Below are 17010 nucleotides of genomic sequence, written 5' to 3' on the forward strand. Positions count from 1 at the left end.
TCATCACCCCTCTATTAACCGTAGCATGATGACCATAAAAAAAGACAAGACTCCTGTCGTCTTGTCTACAAAATTTATCTTGTTAAAATAACAAATTCATATACCATTCGAGAATTTGTTCACCATAGAAATAAGCAATAATACTAGCCACTGCAATCGAAGGACCGAAAGGAATTGGAGTTTTACGCCCTTGCTTTCGGTAGATTAATAGTACAACACCTGTTACTAAACCAATTACAGCAGCCAAAAATAACGCAAGTAATGTCGAAAAAATACCAAGCACTAGTCCAATGATGAAAAATAATTTAATATCCCCGCCCCCTATACCACCTTTCGACAGGATAGCTACGAGTAATAATATTAAAAACCCACCAAATGCTCCAACAATACTGTCCCACCACGGGTCTGACTGGATGAAAATACGTCCAACCACTAAGAGCGCCCCAAAAAACAATAAAATCTTATTAGGAATCAGCATATACGCAATATCTGAAACTGTAATAATGATTAATAGGGAAATAAATAATAGAGCAATAATTAATTCAGGCTTTAACCCCAATTCCAAATATGCCAATGCAAAAAGAAGGGCTGTCAAAAATTCCATCAACGGGTATACCCAATGAATTTTTGCATCGCAATTTCTACATTTACCCTTCAAAAACAAAAAAGATAAAACAGGCACTAAGTCCCTAACTGTTAACTGCCTTTGACAATTTGTACAATGTGAAGGTGGGCGAACAATAGACTCTCCCTTAGGTACTCTTAACCCAACGACATTAAAAAACGAACCAAAAACTAGACCAAATATAAAAAAGAATAGTGCATAAACAATTATCATTTATATCCCTCTTATTAAAGTTTATTCTTCTACTGAACCCTCATAGTAGAATACTGTGAGTTGAACGGTTGCTTGAAGCGATTCATCTACCTCTGAACTTTGTACATCTGTATTTGGTATCTCGTACTCGACAGAGTCAATACGCATAATACGAGGTAATACTTCGACTTCCTTTAAAAAAGCTCTTATTTCTTTTTTATCCTTTGCACTAATCGATAGCGTCATCGTTATTAGTTTTAATGCTTCTGGTAGACTACTAGATGCAATCGGTGAAATCGGGGTAACCGACGTTTCGTTCACATCATTACCGTTTACATTATCACTACTTGCTTGATTTTGTGGTTCCTTATTAGTTGAGGTTTCGTTCGTTTCGATTGTTTCTTTCACGGCCTCATCATAATTATTAAATGTAACGTCAAGTACATTTGTTTCGCTTACTAATTCCACTTGTTCAATAGCATTAATCACATTACTTAAATCACGATCTAACGGTACTTTCGTTTTAAGCTCACTCATACTTTTCTCGTTGGCTTTTTGTTCGTCCTTCATTAAGTCAAGCTGTTCATCTAGAGTGGCTGCCTCTTTCCTCATATCCGCGATTTGATATTTCAAAGAATTACTTTCCTCCATTTTTGGATACACAGCATAATAAAAGATAGCGCATAAGATTGTAAGAACAAGTATTCCGATTAGAATATATGCTGATTTCTTATTACTCCCTAAAGAATTCATGGACGCTCTACCTCCGCAAGTAAATCTGAATTACTAATAGCCAATTTAAACTCTGCTGTATAGCGGGGAACTAAATCTTCATCTGAATCGGCATTATTATACTCGTTTTTTTCTGGTTTAAAAGCCGTTACTTTTTCAATTTGGACATCAGTATATAAATGATCCATTAATAATTTTTGAACATACAGAGATACATCGTTAAGTGTTTCAAAGTCGATTGTCACTGCAATACCTTCAGCACCGTACTTAATGTCTGTAAGCTTTTCGTACGATTCAAGATGACCTTCTAAACTATCAATTATCGGTGTAACTGGGTATGAAATTGATTCAACAAATTGTACAGATTGAGCAAGAGTACCTTGTGATTGCTTCTGAATATTAGCGATTTGACCTTTATAACTATTAATTTCTGTTGATAAACTTTGTTGCTCTGAGGTCAAGGATTCAATCTCACTTTTTAAAGTGAAATATTTTACCCCAATAGCAATAAGCAATAAACAAACGACTGCTACAAATAACCATAAAAGTAGACTATTTGTCTTTTTTCTCTCTACCTTAGGTAAGAGATTAATATCCGGAATCATATCCTACTCTACCTCCTTTAAGGCTAGTCCAATTAAACTTGATTGAGACGCCTTAAAGTTAGGGAACTTACTAGTAATCACCGAATCTTTTAAAGTATGTATAGGCAAATTTAATTGACTTTCTAACATGTCAATTATATAAGGCAACTCAGGAGAATCTCCTATAACAACAATATTCCCTACGCTTTTTTCGCCTTTATTTAAAGAGTAGTGATAAAAGTTTAATATACGATCAATTTCTGATAACGGCTCCATTAATGCTGTTTTATAGTTCATCACATCATCACTGTAAGCATAATCAAAGGCATCTTCCGTGTGTTTCGGGTACCATTTACTACGCTCTGTATTAATCGTTTGATAACGTAAAAATTCGACTTCCCCCTGCGAATAAATTGTTAATGATAGTTTATTAATAGACCAATCTGTTATTAGCGTTACGCTATTATGTATATTCGGCATAACCATTTCAAGCAAACGTAAATTAGAGATAGATTTAATATCTGCCACAACAGGCGTTAAACCAGCATCATCTAATAGCCCCGTCAACTTCTGAATCTCATCTGCACTCGTAGCAAATAAAGTCGCCTTGCCATCCCCAGCCTGTACATCATAAATATCAATAAGCGCATCTTCAAATGGTAGGTGAATTGAACGTCCTAACTCCATCTCTACATACTCTTTAATCGATTCTACTTCCTTTAATTCCTGTGGATGATCAATTACCTTCATCATAACTGTACTATCTGGCACAAAAAAGCGTACATTTTGGCCTTTAAGACCATATTTTTTTACTTGCTCCTTTAGTATCTCAAAAAAAGAAAGCTCATCCTCAATGACACCATCCACCACAATACCTTCATCTAATGGAATTCCTTCTATTGTAGACTGCGCTAAATCATTTGAACTGACTGCTAACATATGCATTGCATAATCATTATATATAAGTGACAGCTGTCGCTTTTTCTTCTTAAATATCATCAGAGTACCTCCCACATCGAAAAGCTTTAATACTTCGGTGGAGAAAGCCGAGAATACATTTGAAATGCTATGGCTTTCTTCAACGAAAGATTAAAGGGAATACAGCAGCCGAGGCTGCTGTGTTCTTTATTATTCTGCTTTATCAGGTGTTGATGCTTTGCCACCCATTATTTCCGCTAATTTTGTACTTGTTATTTGATTATCTTTAGTATCTTTTTTAAATTTACTGTCTTTACTTAGTCCACTAAAACCAGCATATACAATAGTGTAAACACCATCAGCTTTAGTTACTGTTGTTGTTTTTTCGTCTAATGTAATACCTTCACCTTCTACATAACTTTTAAGTTCTGCACCATTACACACTGTTGTTGAAGCACATCCACCATCTGCAAATGCAATTTTTGCACCTGAAATTATTTGAGATGCATCAGATAAAATAGCTTTATCTTTAGAGTTTGCAATAATATTCCCAATCGCAGGAATAGCGATTAATGCGATAATCGCGATAATAACGATTACAGCTAAAAGCTCGATTAAAGTCATACCTCTTTCATTTTTTATCATTTTTTTGATCTTATTCATGATAAAACCTCCTTTTTCTGTATATGTAAGTTGATCCTTAGAAGTTAGTTGTACTTGCTCAGGTGTCATTTTCCCTTTCACCTCCTTTCAATTAAATGTCCACTAGATTTGTTCATATAGACTAAACATCGGTAGCATAATGGCTGCTACGATAAATCCAACAATAGCTGCTAACAGTAAAATCATTAATGGTTCAATTAAAGATTTCAATGAATCGACTGTGCGGTCCACGTCATCCTCGTAAAACTCCGCAATTTTTTCTAGCATATAATCTAGAGAACCCGTTTGCTCTCCGATTGCAACCATTTGCGTTACGAGTGGTGGGAATACCCAGCTTTTCTCTAATGGCTGCGCTAGTGGACTCCCTTTTTCTAATGAACTTTTGGATTCACTAATCACTTCTTCTATAACAGGGTTACCGATAATTTTCTCAACAATGGTTAAAGCACTTAATATAGGTACAGAGCTACTAAATAAGGTTGATAACGTTCTAGTCATACGAGCAATAGCCGATTTTTGCAGTACTTTTCCGAAAATCGGCATTTTCAATAGGACATAGTGCGTCATAAATTTAAATTTTTCATTATTCTTAAATAGAAAAGCAAATCCTCCAATTGCAACTACAGCGACGAGTAACAACAGCCACCAAAACTTTTTCAAAGCATCGCTAAATGCCAGGACAATCAATGTAATGGCTGGTAGTTCAGCGCCAAAACTAGCAAAGGACGCTGTAAATCTCGGGACAAGCCATAGCAGCAGAAAAACGGCCACCAAAACGATTAAGATGACTAACACAACAGGATAAGTCATAGCCGATTGAATTTTCTTCTGTAACTTAAAAGATTTCTCATAGCTAAAAGCCATTCGTTCTAATGTGTCATCTAAATTACCTGTCGCTTCCCCAGCCTTCATCATATTGATAAAGAGCGTCGGGAAGACCTTTGGATATTTCGCCGCTGAAGCAGAAAAAGCAATACCGGAGCGAATATCCTCCTCCACTCCATTCAAAGCTTTTTTAAGCGTCTTACTAGACGTTTGCGCACTTAGAATACGTGTTGCTTCTACAATCGAAATTCCCGCACGAATTAGCGTCGCAAATTGACGACAATAAATAACAAAGTCCTCATTTTTCACTCCATTACCAAGCGATAAATCCTTGTGCAAAATACTTTTGGACTCTTCAATTTGTCGAGGGTTAATGCCTTGTTCTCGTAATTTTTTAACAGCTAATTGCTTGGAGCCTGCTTCAATAATCCCTTTCTCTGCAGACCCCTTTGATGACCGACCACTATATCGATATACTGTCATCCAAATTCACCTGCATTCAAATACGTTTTGGCGATTTCAAAATCTATTATTTTCTTCGTTAAAAGCTGTTGAATAGAACTATCAATCGTATGCATGCCAAGAGCCCGATTTGTTTGCATAATATTCGGAATTTGATGTACCTTATCGTTTCGTATTAAATTAGAAACAGATGGCGTATGTACTAAAATTTCTGTTGCTGCTACTCTACCTGGCTTGTCTATTCGTTTAAATAGACGCTGTGAAATAATACCTTGTAACACATTCGCTAGCTGAATACGAATTTGACTTTGCTGATGAGGTGGAAAGACGTCGATAATACGGTCAATTGTCGTAGGTGCACTACTTGTATGCAATGTCGCCATAACTAAATGACCTGTCTCAGCAGCTGTAATTGCTGTTGAAATCGTTTCATGATCACGCATTTCCCCTACTAGAATAATGTCTGGATCTTGACGAAGAGCTGCTCGCAAACCGTTCGCAAAGCTATTCGTATCAGTACCTACTTCTCTTTGGTTTACTATCGACATTTTATGTTTATGCAAATATTCAATCGGATCTTCTAGCGTGATAATATGTTTCGCATTATTCGTGTTAATATAGTCAATCATTGCAGCTAGAGTTGTAGATTTACCTGAGCCGGTTGGTCCTGTTACAAGTATGAGCCCCTGGGGTTTACTACATAAATTTTTCAATACTTCCGGCATACCTAATTGTTCAATTGTTGGAATTTCAGATGTAATTTTACGTGCTGCTAATGTGCAGCTATTACGCTGATGATAGGCGTTCATACGGAAACGACATCTCCCTGGGAGTGAGTAGTTGAAATCAACTTCACCTTTTATTTCATACTCCTCCTGACGATGCGGTGGCAGAATATCTTTAATCATCAACTCTAAATCATCAGGTGTCAGATTCTCTTCTCCATACGGCTGCAATTGACCGTTAATACGATAATGCGGAGGTACACCTACAGTTACATGTAAATCCGAAGCATCATTGTCATCCGCATAAGTTAGTAATTCTAAAATAGATTTCGCCATTTCCTCACATCCTAGTTATCAGTTGCTACACGTAATATTTCTTCTGTCGTTGTTACACCATCTGCCACCTTTAACAGTCCATCTTCTAATAATGTTCGATAGCCTTTGTTATACATTTCCTTTTTAATCGTTGCAATTCCTGCTTTATCTAGTATCAATTCTTTTATATAATCATCGACTACGAGTATTTCATGAATTGCAAGTCGCCCTCTATATCCCGTCTTATTGCATGACGGACATCCTTTACCACGCTTTACTCTTTCAACATGTACATTATGTTTCAAAAAAATCTCCTGTTCTTGTAAAGATAAGTCATGATCCTCACCACAATCACGACAGACTCGTCTAACAAGACGCTGCGCCACAACTCCGACAACCGAAGATGAAATTAAAAACGGCTCAATCCCCATATCAATCAATCTAGAGATAGATTCAACAGCACTATTCGTATGTAATGTACTTAGTACTAAGTGGCCGGTTAAGGATGCACGAGTCGCTATTTGCGCTGTTTCTAAATCTCGAATCTCACCTATCATGACGATGTCTGGATCTTGACGTAAAATAGATCTTAGGCCAGTAGCAAACGTCAATCCTATCTCTTCACGAACTTGAATTTGATTTACACCATCCATTTGATATTCAACAGGATCCTCAACTGTCACGATATTGACATCTTCACCATTTAGATGATGCAATGTCGCAGATAATGTAGAAGATTTACCGGAACCAGTTGGACCTGTAATAAGTACAATTCCATTCGGTTTAGAAATTATTCCTTTAAAATGTTCTAAGTTATTATCTGAAAAACCCAGCTTTTGAATATCCCCGTGTGAATTATTCAAATCCAATACACGCATAACAACTTTTTCACCATAAATTGTAGGTAACGTAGATAATCGAATATCAATCGGGTGAAGATTAATATTGGCCTTTATTCGCCCATCCTGGGGTAAGCGATTTTCTGTAATATTCAAATTCCCCATAATTTTAATACGAGCGATAATCATATTTTGCATATGTTTTGGAAGGGAACGCTCGTTTTTTAATACACCATCGATACGTAACCGAATACGTAGTTCTGTTTCATGTGGGTCAAAGTGAATATCACTAGCTCTTTGAACAACAGCATTCGAGATAATTTGGTTTACTAACTTAACAATAGGAGAATCGTCATCGAAAATTTCTGTTTCTTCATCTTTTTCTAATGGGATAAAATCATTCAACGCAGCATCCATTGTTTCCTGTAAATCATAGTATTTAGAAATAGAGCGATATAAATCATCCTTCGTTGCAATACTCGTCTCTATTTGGCAACCCGTCACCATACGAACTTCTTCAATAGCGAAATAATCCATAGGATCAGCCATAGCAATGAGTAATTTATTCTTTTCACGCGTCAAAGGCATTAATAAAGAACGTTTAGCTAATTCTTTTGGTACTAGTTGAATGAGTTCCGGTTCAATTGCATATTGACTGATACTAATATGAGGTACGCCTAATTGGAACTCTAATACTTCAATTAATAGTTGCTCTGTTAGTAAATTTTCTCTAATTAGAAAATCTCCAAGTCTCTCATTTATATTTCTATTTTTTAGAGCATAATCTAACTGCTCCTGAGTAATTGCGTTAGCTTCAACTAATAAATCTCCGAGTCTTTTTCTTTTTACTTTACTCATTTTCCCCTCACCTCTTCGCCACCTTATTTAGTACCAGGTGTAACAATATCTCCTGTTTCGGTATAGTAGCTTCCTTCGGGAACAGGACTACCATTTTTACTAACAGTTGCTTTTTTTCGTTTCGTAGTTGTTGGTTTGCAGATATCTGAGGTATCATCCGCGTTACATTCTTCTGAAACTTCCTCTTCGCTTGTAGAATTCAAATCAACCGGTGTTTGTTTTGATGACAGCTCAATGATTTCATTTTGTGGAGCATAGTAATTTTGACTAATTAATTCTGTTTTTTCATTTCCATCATCAATAGTGACTGTTCGATAAATCAATAGTTGAAGACCTGACACTGGTTGTTGAGCTATCTCTCTTTCTCCTTCTTCTAAATAAGAAGAATATCGATAAATAGTACGGGGTTTAACATTCTTTTTATCCTCTTCAAAAACGGACACTTTTGGATTACCTCTTAGTGAATATAGTTCAATTTTTAATTCACCTGATTTTACTGTAGCAACAATTTTCGCCGGTACTTTACTATGGGATACAAATCGAAAATCTCTTTTAAATATTGGATTAACAACAGCTTCATACCCAGGATTTACATATCTTGGAACTTCGTTGGCTTGATGCCTTTCCAATATTTCAAAGCTACTTTGCACTACTGCACTATGCAAAGCTGATGCTACAATCGTCGTTGCACTTTCATTGTTAGAGGTATTGGCTATTAGTTCATTAAATGAAACTTCATTTTCTGGCTCAATTAAATAACCATTGAATTGATTAACAATTTTCGAAATTTCTGCGATTTGACTCTCACTCAAAGCTATCGTTTCAAAGGAAATTCGTTCAGCATGATCGATTGATATATCTTTAACTTCAACCTTAATTGGTAAACTCTTCAGATAAGACGCCGCTTCAAGAATTTGAGTAATTAGATTTTCATCTTTTATATTTGTTTGGTTTTCAACTTTCTCTTTTAAAGTAGGATTTGCCTCTACAATTAAAGGCTCATGTACAATACGTTTCTTTTCCCAAAACGCATACCAGGGCTTATCTATACTAAGTTCATATTGCTTAATAGAAGCATCTATATCGAAGTGAAAATCTTCTCCAGTCAGTAAAATCTCTTTTTCCCCTACCGTTATCAATATTTCACTACCTTGCCATGTATCAGTAGCTGCATTTAACTTTTCTTTCATATCCTCCTTAGATAAGTTCTCTATAGAAACATCCCCTATAGTAGAACCCTTAGGAGCAGCTAATGCTTTATCCCCATAATATTCAAATGAAACAAGAAAACCGAATACTAGCAGAGTAATTATTGTTATTTTCGTAAATAACCTCATATTCTAATTCTCCTATTATAGATATTTTTGTATATACGTATTACCTAAACTATAAAATAGATTATAAATAAAAATTATCCAAAAAGATACGACTTATATCACAAATTATAATTAATTTCACATATTATAATTAAAAATATATGCTATATATCACATAAGAAGGTATGATATAAGTGTATAGTTCAATCTAAAAAACAGGTTATTTGAACCATTCATATTTACATATTACTTCTCTATTAATATTTTATTTATCACCTCATATTGTTGAAAAATATATTCCATCAATCATACGAAAGAGGTTTTAAAAATGATGAAATTCTATAAGCCTTTACATTCAAACGAAAAAGGATTCACACTAATTGAAGTCTTGGCATCTTTCGTTATATTAGTAATTCTACTAACAGCCTTTTTTACCTTCTTTATCCAAACAGCAAAAACGGGAAAAAACTCAGAAAATATTGTAGATGCGACATATATCGCACAATCAGAAATGGAAAAAGCCTATGCAGTTAGTAAAAAGGTGAGTAATCCGGAAGAAGCCATTAAAAGTTTAGGCTATACTCTTGAAGCTAATGGGGTCGATTTCATTAAAACAGAAGCTAGAAATACTATTAAATTAAAGCTTAAAAAAAACACAAATGCACCTAACTTAACGAACATCATTATTACTGTCTATGAAAACAAAGAGATTACTCCGAAAGCACAAATGGAAAATGTATTCGTATGGAAGTGAGGTAAACAATGATGAAAATAGTAACTAACGAAAAAGGTGTAACATTAGTAGAAATACTTGCTACGATTGTCATAACTGCTATAGTTGCTACTTTAATATTCAACGTTCAATTGTCCAGTTCTAAACAATACGACAAACAATTAAATAAAAATCAGCAACTTAATGAGGTTTCATATGTCTTAAAAGTCATTACAAAAGAAATGAGAAAAACAACTGATATTAGCTCTATTAATACTGGAATCAAAATAAAAAACGATGAATATAAATTTGATGTAAATACAAATAGCATCATCAAAAACCACGAGCCCTTCGCCACTAATATTGGCGAATTTATGGTTGAATACAAAGATAATTCTTGGAATATCAAAATAAAAAATCTTGATGGCAAAACTGTTGAAACAAAAATAGTCGTTAGGAGTGGAAGCTAATGAGAAAATTATATAAACATAACCACACTTTAAAAAATGAAAATGGCTATACTCTAATTATCGTCCTTATGGTACTTGTTGTTATGTCGATACTTGGTATTTCATTGATGAGCGTTACTGCAACAACAATGAAGCAATCTTCAGGTGAACGTACAGATCAATCAGTCTACTATATTGCAGAAGCAGGTATTGTACAAAAAAGAGAAGAACTTAATAACAAAGTGAACGATGCTTTCATTTCCACTAAAAATCACTATGAAACTTTAACTAATAAAGAAAAATTAAAGTTTAATTTCAAAGACTATTTTTACACTCAAGCTGAGCAAAATATTGCAAGCTCAACAGTCAATCAGTTTAGCAATTATGAAGAACATTTTGGCAAAAAACCGAAATCAACAATAATATTAACTAAAGATAAAGATGACTCTAAAAAATACTATATAAAATCAACTGGTGAAATTGGAGGCAAAAAAAGAACGGTAACACAAGAATATATTGTATATTTAGTTGTTGAAACAACTCCAACACCTGAGACATATACACCTAAATATGCAGTTCATGTCAAAAATACTATCTCATTATCAGGTAGCGCTAATATTTATGGGGCAGATATTGCAACCGAATCACCTAATCCAGGGAGTATAGATATTCCTTCGCATTATAGCCATAAACCTAAAGCAGACCTTAACACTCCTATTGATATCGAGTTACCTTCTTTCCCAGAGGAGAATTTCAAAAATTTAGAGCAATTAAAATACCCTAATAATGAGGAAGTCAAAAAAAATGACTCCAATAAAACGAGAGTTATACAAGATGGCGATTTATTAATTAATCACTACCTTACTGACAAATATACACTTAATATGACAGATAATATGAAATTCAAAAATATCATACTATCTAGTAACTATTCATTAACGATCAATGTTGGTAATACAGACAAGTCCCTACTAGTAGACCACTTAAATATTGAAAATGGACATATAAAGATTATAGGTTCTGGAAAATTAACTATTTATGTGAAAGATAAAATAACAACAAACTCTTCAAGTACAGTAAACAACAATGGGAGTATATCCAAACTAAAAGTGTATTACAAAGGAAATAATGCAATAAACATGGCTGGTGATCAAAGAATCTATGGATCACTATACGCAAAAAATGCCAATATTAAATTCGGAGGTAGCGGAGGATTCCAAGGGGATATTTATTCTGGAGGAAGTAAAGTTGAATTAGATGGAGCTTCTTCAGCCATTACTAAAGTATTTTTCGCACCAAACGCAGATATTACTTTATCAGGTAGTGGAAATATTACTGGAGCAGTGATTGCAAAATCCTTTACTGCTTCAGGTGGAGCATATGTTCAATACGCTTCCTCTAACCCTATACCTATTGAAACAGTTCCGTCTTATGATGACCCTAAACAACTATCCTCTCAAGGAGCTTTAATAGAAGAGTAAAGTAGTAGTATAAATTTAAAAGTAAAGATTTATACTGCTATAGAATTTAAAAAGAGGCGTTTCAAAGTCAATACCACAACTTTGAAACACCTCTTAATCATTTTGCTAAATATTTTTTCTAATACGACTTATCCTTACAATAGAAAGTCGTTAACTGTAATGTCGTTTGAATGCTTTCTTTTATACCATTTGAATCTGCTTCTCCGTTTGGTACTGAAAAGTACACTTTGTCTAGACGGACGATATGATCTAATCTTTCTACTTCTTTTATAAAGTCATAAACATCATCATAATTTGGAGAGACTAACATTACATCAAATGTTATACATTCAGGCTTAAGTGAGGAAGTTACAGATGCATTAGTACATACGGGAGTTGCAAACTGAGTTTCCTCTACATGTTGATTAACTGATGAAGGATTAGATGATAATGTTTCATCAGTAGTTATTGATTCGCTACTATGATTCGTTAGTCCTTCTACTAATTCTTTTCCAAACAAATTAGTTAATGAAATGGTTACATCATTTTTGATAACAATACGATCAACCTTCGTGATTGTTAGCTGTTCAATATTCCGGAGTGCACGAAGAACCTTTTCTAACTGTCTACTCCCAGGATCTTTGTTTAGAAATTCTAATTGATTGATTTTAAGTACATCCTCTCATTTTTAATCCACGTTTTCTTTGCTCATTTTCAACAGTATATTAATAGTAGTCAGGCATTCATATGTAAAAAATATTTAACTAATATGTATTCTGCTAATCATTATATGTTGCAATAGCTAAGAGAATTCTAGGAATCTCTTAGCTATTGTTTATGTCTTTAGATACTCCGCTACGCGATTACGCCCTTTTTGTTTAGCTCCTACATACAAAGCCCTATCAGCATTTCTTATTAGTGCCATTGGTTTATCACAATCTTCAGGAGCAGTTGAAACACCTACACTTGTCGTGATTGTGACATGTTCTTTTATGTGATTCAAACTCAAATCTGATCCAATTTCAAATAACTTAAGTTGTACATTCATACGTATTTCTTCGGCTAAGTGGAGTGCCTCGCCTTTAGACATATTCGGAAGTAAAATAACAAATTCCTCACCGCCAAATCTAGCTAATAATCCTTTACCTTCCACTTCTTCCTCTAAAGTACGAGCGAAGTCACATAAAATGCTATTACCACTTTGATGACCATACGTATCATTTATAAGTTTGAAATGATCAATATCGAGCATGATTAACGATAGCTGGCGTATTTCCCCGTCCATTAATTCTTGCATTTTAATTGTAAGTTGTTCTTCGAAATACCTGTAATTATATAACCCAGTTAAACCACAGCGTTCACTTTTGTTCAATGTCGCCTCAATATACCGCGACCGCTCCACGGAAACAGCAAAATAAGAACAGAGTATGTCCAATATACGAATTTTATATTCTTCAAAGAATTTTTTCTTATTAGAAGCTAATAATAAAATCCCTACCATTTTTTGATTTCTTGAGATTGGCATCATTACTATACTTTGTGTGGCAAAAGGCAAAAAACCTATCCCCATATCTATCCATTCGGACTGTTGATTGTAAACAATTGTTTGTTCTGTGTTCATTATTTCTTTGATAGGCGTTTTCAAAATATTTTCATGAGAGATATTAACTGCTTTAGCTACTCCATTTTCATGTGATCTAAGGAATTGTAGCTGACCATTCACAATATCGATAATGTAAGCATGATTTACAGGCATAATTTCAATAGTTTTATCCATAAATAAATCCACAACTTCATCACTCGTTAAGCGATCCCCTAATTGATGACCAAAATGTGCAGCCAACGATAGGTATTCATTTACTCTTTCTGATGTACTATACAGTCTTAAAATTTGAGTCACTATTAAAAATGGCAACCCAAGTAAAACAAATGCTATCGGCCCTACATATTCCGACAGTAGATATAGTGTTAACCCCATAGGAAAAGTAAATAGCATACTATTATAATCCCAATAATCATCTTTTGTTAGAAATGGAGCTCTTTTCTTCATGACGATTAAACTCAATTTTAGTAATACATGATTCACAAATGTATTCATAAATAAATACACCATTCCGAATAAGACTATATGAGGAATGCTAAGCGAACCAAATTCCCCACCAATTACGATATAAAATAAACCACTGATGAAAGATACGAGGAAAAACATTATCGAATTCCAAGGTAAGCGGTAGAGACTTAACTTAAGTAACTTAGCACGGTATAAAAATGGTATAAGTGCAATTTGGAATATAATCAACTCTATAAATAAACCATATTTCAAAAAAACCGCTAAGTTTACCCATTGCATAAAAAATAAAGGAACCCCGTTTATAACAAAGGGAAAAATGGCTGTTATGATTGCCAATACTATGAACCCTATTAACTCAGACCAATCAATATACGTTGGTGGAGGGAAATAGTGGTATACCATATATAAACTAATTGGTACAGTTGCCAACCATACTGCAAATACGGTCCATCTAAACTTTAGTGATAAATTCACTTCTCACACCTCTCATCGTGAGTATTTATGCCTACTTTTAAGCAATTATAGCAAATCACTTCACTAAAGTCATCCATTTAATGTAATTCAATTGAATGTTTCATGCAATATTTTTCGCCATTTTGCTAACAAATATAAGGAACCAGTCATGATAATTACTTCATTCAACAGCAACTTTTGTTGAACAGTAGTTAAAATGTCATATGTTGTCGATTTATTTACCGCATTACTTATTTTCATAATCTCATCAGCAGCCATCGCACGATCATTAACTACATCTACAAAGGTAAAGGTGGTACCTACTTTTTCTAATTCTGCTAAAACCCCTTGTATATCCTTGTCCCCTAACATGCCAACGATAAAATGAATGGGTTCATTAGGAAATTGCTCTTTAATCGCATTTACTAAACTTTTAGCACTAGCTGGGTTATGTGCCCCATCAATATACAGCTTCGGTGCAAGTCGTTCAAAACGACATGCAAGCTGAGCACTTTGAATCCCTTTTCGTAATGCCTCTACACTTGTTTTCACTCCATTTATTTGTGCAAAAATATTAAATGCTGTAATAGCTAGCGCCATATTACTACGCTGATGCAGCCCCGGCATTGTACGAGTTAAATTCGGGATTCGTACATCATTTGCCATGTATATTTCCTTCGAGTTTTCCTCTATAACGATGAAATTTTCATTGTAAACAAGTAATGGTGAGCGTAGTTTTTCCGCTTCTTGTGTAAATATTTTCATTGCATCAGTTGGTAGCGCACCCGTCACTACAGGCTTTCCTTCTTTAATAATGCCTGCTTTATGCATGGCTATACTTTCTATAGTCGAGCCTAGAAAGTTTGTATGCTCTAAAGCAATACTTGGTACAACTGACACGATTGGCGCTACAACATTCGTACTATCAAAACGCCCCCCCATACCACATTCGATAATCGTAATATCAGGTGCAAAGCGCTCGAAAGCTAAAAAGGCTGCTACTGTTAACAGTTCGAAATCTGTTAGCTTTCCATCTAATCCCGCATCTGCCATGATACTAAATACTGCATCCATTTCTTCTGGTGTAATGGGTTGTTCATTTAGCTGAATTTGATCGTGTACATCTTCAATACACGGGGACATAAATGTAGCGGTCGACAGTCCATGAGCCTTACTTATATGTTCTATAAAAGTAATCGTTGAGCCTTTGCCATTTGTACCCGCCACATGGACTGCTGATAAGTTTTCTTGTGGATTCCCTACTAATTTTAATGCCTCAGTAATAGCTGTTAAACCTGGTTTAATCGAGGCATCACTATGGACTTCCCACTTTTTTTTATAGTAATCTAATTTCGGAATCATGTCGGCACCTCATTTACTGCTTCACTTTATTGCTTAAAAAAGCACGTACTTCAGAAATAAAATATAGAGAACCTGTTATGACTAATACATGCTCGTCCTCTTTTTTCTCAATTGCTCGCTTCACTACACGTTCCCAATCTGCATTAAAATAAGTATGGTGGTGCTGTGATAATGCTGCTAATTCTTCAGCTGGTGCAGCATTAGGCATAGTTATTTGAGTAAATGTCATAGAGGATGCTACTTCCGCCATCATCTTAATACTTTTTAGATGATCCTTGTCCTGTAGTGCGGCATAGATAAAATCATATTCCCTCGTCGGATATTTCGCTTTTAACGTGGTAATTAATGCTTCTGTACCTTCAGGATTATGCGCTCCATCAATTACAATAAGATGATCATACTCTTCAAAGCGTCCCGCCCATTTTGCTTCTTTTAAAGCTTTTCGAATAGCTTCTTCTGTAATGTCAAAGTATCCAGCATCTTTTAACAATAATGCCGTTGTAATAGCTAATGAAGCATTGTTAATTTGATGAGGTCCTGCCATAAGTAATTCAACATCTTTTATGACGTAATCACCTTTAGAATAATTAAACACTTGCATATATTCCTTTTGAGCGACTTTTGTTGCCATAAAATCCTCTTGGAAAATAGCTATAGGTGCATGCTTCTCTTCCGCTATTTTCCGAAGAACTTCTAGTGCATCTTTATTCTCTACTGTTGTCACTACAGGTCTATTTTCTTTAATGATGCCACCCTTTTGATAAGCAATTTTGTCATAGGTATCACCTAAAATCGCTGTATGTTCTAAAGAAATCGTTGTAATTATTGAAATGATGGGATCAATCACATTAGTTGAATCTAATTTGCCACCAATGCCTGTTTCAATTAGAGCAACATCTACTTTTTCATCTGCAAAATAGAGGAAAGCGACAATCGTCATAATTTCAAAAAAACTAGGGTATACTCCGTCCTTTTCATCTATTGCAGCAAAAACTTTATTGACGTACAAAAGGAATTGCTCATCCGTAATTTGCTTGTCACTAATTGTAATACGCTCATTTATGCGCTCTAAGTGTGGAGAAACAAAGCAGCCTACTTTTTCTACTTGGCTGTGTTTTAATATTTCCTTTAATGCGTTTAAAGTAGAGCCTTTGCCGTTTGAACCTGCTAAATGGATTGTTTTAAAAGTATGTTGGGGGTCGCCAAATTCTTGTAATAATGAATTAACGACTTCTAATGGAATCGATGTACTACTACCTTTTCTTAATGAGGTTAAAAACTCGACGCACTGTTCTATATTTGTAAACACTATTCAACACTCCTGGTATGTATATTGTGCTTGTTATTTAATCATTTACCTTCTTATTATAAGCCATTATAAAGAACAATAACTACATTACATTTTGGTTATAATTACCGCTTGACTTTTTCCGTTAGAATTAATATCAA

At 34.7% G+C, this 17010-nt stretch carries 16 protein-coding genes; 3 read left to right on the top strand and 13 right to left on the bottom strand.

What is annotated here, in order from left to right; all coding sequences use genetic code 11:
* Positions 1-82: 82 nt before the first annotated feature.
* From AMD00_RS07965 to AMD00_RS08005, 9 genes are all read right to left on the bottom strand, one after another.
* Positions 83-838, bottom strand: coding sequence for a prepilin peptidase (locus tag AMD00_RS07965; protein WP_053416487.1), 756 nt, complete (start codon positions 836-838; stop codon positions 83-85).
* A 21-nt stretch (positions 839-859) separates the two neighbouring features.
* Positions 860-1570 (bottom strand): hypothetical protein, encoded by a 711-nt coding sequence (locus tag AMD00_RS07970; RefSeq protein WP_053416488.1) that lies wholly within the window; start codon positions 1568-1570, stop codon positions 860-862.
* Entirely contained in the window at positions 1567-2154 is a 588-nt protein-coding gene (locus tag AMD00_RS07975; RefSeq protein ID WP_053416489.1) for a PilN domain-containing protein, read from the bottom strand. The genes AMD00_RS07970 and AMD00_RS07975 overlap by 4 nt, the downstream gene beginning before the upstream one ends.
* Positions 2155-2157: 3 nt before the next feature.
* Complete coding sequence (gene pilM, locus AMD00_RS07980) at positions 2158-3132, bottom strand: type IV pilus biogenesis protein PilM (RefSeq protein WP_053416490.1); 975 nt, start codon at positions 3130-3132, stop codon at positions 2158-2160.
* A 129-nt stretch (positions 3133-3261) separates the two neighbouring features.
* Positions 3262-3714 carry a prepilin-type N-terminal cleavage/methylation domain-containing protein gene (locus AMD00_RS07985; RefSeq protein ID WP_157059198.1) on the bottom strand — a complete coding sequence of 151 codons (453 nt, stop codon included), beginning with the start codon at positions 3712-3714 and terminating at the stop codon, positions 3262-3264.
* Between the two features lie 102 nt (positions 3715-3816).
* Complete coding sequence (locus AMD00_RS07990) at positions 3817-5022, bottom strand: type II secretion system F family protein (protein WP_053416492.1); 1206 nt, start codon at positions 5020-5022, stop codon at positions 3817-3819.
* On the bottom strand, positions 5019-6062 hold the full coding sequence (locus AMD00_RS07995) for a type IV pilus twitching motility protein PilT (protein ID WP_053416493.1): 1044 nt from the start codon (positions 6060-6062) through the stop codon (positions 5019-5021). Before AMD00_RS07995 ends, AMD00_RS07990 begins: the two co-directional genes overlap by 4 nt.
* 11 nt (positions 6063-6073) lie before the next feature.
* The gene (locus AMD00_RS08000; protein ID WP_053416494.1) at positions 6074-7738 is read right to left on the bottom strand and encodes a GspE/PulE family protein; all 1665 of its coding nucleotides are present in this window, start codon (positions 7736-7738) and stop codon (positions 6074-6076) included.
* 23 nt (positions 7739-7761) lie between these two features.
* Entirely contained in the window at positions 7762-9075 is a 1314-nt protein-coding gene (locus AMD00_RS08005; protein WP_053416495.1) for a VanW family protein, read from the bottom strand.
* A 307-nt stretch (positions 9076-9382) separates the two neighbouring features.
* Between AMD00_RS08005 and AMD00_RS08010 the strand changes: the two genes are divergently transcribed.
* Genes AMD00_RS08010 through AMD00_RS08020 form a run of 3 tightly spaced genes read left to right on the top strand, consistent with a single transcriptional unit; the run spans position 9383 to position 11696 of the window.
* A complete protein-coding gene (locus AMD00_RS08010; protein WP_053416496.1) occupies positions 9383-9808 on the top strand; it encodes a type IV pilus modification PilV family protein in 426 nt (141 codons plus the stop codon).
* Positions 9809-9816: 8 nt separating this feature from the next.
* Positions 9817-10236 carry a prepilin-type N-terminal cleavage/methylation domain-containing protein gene (locus tag AMD00_RS08015; protein ID WP_053416497.1) on the top strand — a complete coding sequence of 140 codons (420 nt, stop codon included), beginning with the start codon at positions 9817-9819 and terminating at the stop codon, positions 10234-10236.
* Positions 10236-11696, top strand: a complete 1461-nt coding sequence (locus AMD00_RS08020) for a DUF7305 domain-containing protein (protein ID WP_053416498.1) — start codon at positions 10236-10238, stop codon at positions 11694-11696. Before AMD00_RS08015 ends, AMD00_RS08020 begins: the two co-directional genes overlap by 1 nt.
* A gap of 118 nt (positions 11697-11814) precedes the next feature.
* Here the strand turns inward: AMD00_RS08020 and AMD00_RS08025 are convergent, their stop codons facing one another.
* The 4 genes from AMD00_RS08025 to AMD00_RS08040 form a co-directional block, all read right to left on the bottom strand.
* A complete protein-coding gene (locus tag AMD00_RS08025) occupies positions 11815-12195 on the bottom strand; it encodes a hypothetical protein (protein WP_053416499.1) in 381 nt (126 codons plus the stop codon).
* 315 nt (positions 12196-12510) lie between these two features.
* Positions 12511-14220 carry a sensor domain-containing diguanylate cyclase gene (locus tag AMD00_RS08030; protein ID WP_053416500.1) on the bottom strand — a complete coding sequence of 570 codons (1710 nt, stop codon included), beginning with the start codon at positions 14218-14220 and terminating at the stop codon, positions 12511-12513.
* An 87-nt stretch (positions 14221-14307) separates the two neighbouring features.
* Positions 14308-15561, bottom strand: a complete 1254-nt coding sequence (locus AMD00_RS08035; RefSeq protein ID WP_053416501.1) for a bifunctional folylpolyglutamate synthase/dihydrofolate synthase — start codon at positions 15559-15561, stop codon at positions 14308-14310.
* Positions 15562-15574: 13 nt separating this feature from the next.
* The gene (locus AMD00_RS08040) at positions 15575-16870 is read right to left on the bottom strand and encodes a bifunctional folylpolyglutamate synthase/dihydrofolate synthase (protein ID WP_053416502.1); all 1296 of its coding nucleotides are present in this window, start codon (positions 16868-16870) and stop codon (positions 15575-15577) included.
* Between the last annotated feature and the right edge of the window lie 140 nt (positions 16871-17010).

Origin of the sequence: Viridibacillus arvi (assembly GCF_001274945.1) — a bacterium.
Classification (GTDB): Bacteria; Bacillota; Bacilli; order Bacillales_A; family Planococcaceae; genus Viridibacillus; species Viridibacillus arvi.

Coding starts and splice junctions, on each gene's coding strand:
- AMD00_RS07965 (WP_053416487.1), bottom strand. CDS start 838: ATGATAATTGTTTATGCACTATTCTTTTTTATATTTGGTCTAGTTTTT.
- AMD00_RS07970 (WP_053416488.1), bottom strand. CDS start 1,570: ATGAATTCTTTAGGGAGTAATAAGAAATCAGCATATATTCTAATCGGA.
- AMD00_RS07975 (WP_053416489.1), bottom strand. CDS start 2,154: ATGATTCCGGATATTAATCTCTTACCTAAGGTAGAGAGAAAAAAGACA.
- pilM (WP_053416490.1), bottom strand. CDS start 3,132: ATGATATTTAAGAAGAAAAAGCGACAGCTGTCACTTATATATAATGAT.
- AMD00_RS07985 (WP_157059198.1), bottom strand. CDS start 3,714: ATGAATAAGATCAAAAAAATGATAAAAAATGAAAGAGGTATGACTTTA.
- AMD00_RS07990 (WP_053416492.1), bottom strand. CDS start 5,022: ATGACAGTATATCGATATAGTGGTCGGTCATCAAAGGGGTCTGCAGAG.
- AMD00_RS07995 (WP_053416493.1), bottom strand. CDS start 6,062: ATGGCGAAATCTATTTTAGAATTACTAACTTATGCGGATGACAATGAT.
- AMD00_RS08000 (WP_053416494.1), bottom strand. CDS start 7,738: ATGAGTAAAGTAAAAAGAAAAAGACTCGGAGATTTATTAGTTGAAGCT.
- AMD00_RS08005 (WP_053416495.1), bottom strand. CDS start 9,075: ATGAGGTTATTTACGAAAATAACAATAATTACTCTGCTAGTATTCGGT.
- AMD00_RS08010 (WP_053416496.1), top strand. CDS start 9,383: ATGATGAAATTCTATAAGCCTTTACATTCAAACGAAAAAGGATTCACA.
- AMD00_RS08015 (WP_053416497.1), top strand. CDS start 9,817: ATGATGAAAATAGTAACTAACGAAAAAGGTGTAACATTAGTAGAAATA.
- AMD00_RS08020 (WP_053416498.1), top strand. CDS start 10,236: ATGAGAAAATTATATAAACATAACCACACTTTAAAAAATGAAAATGGC.
- AMD00_RS08035 (WP_053416501.1), bottom strand. CDS start 15,561: ATGATTCCGAAATTAGATTACTATAAAAAAAAGTGGGAAGTCCATAGT.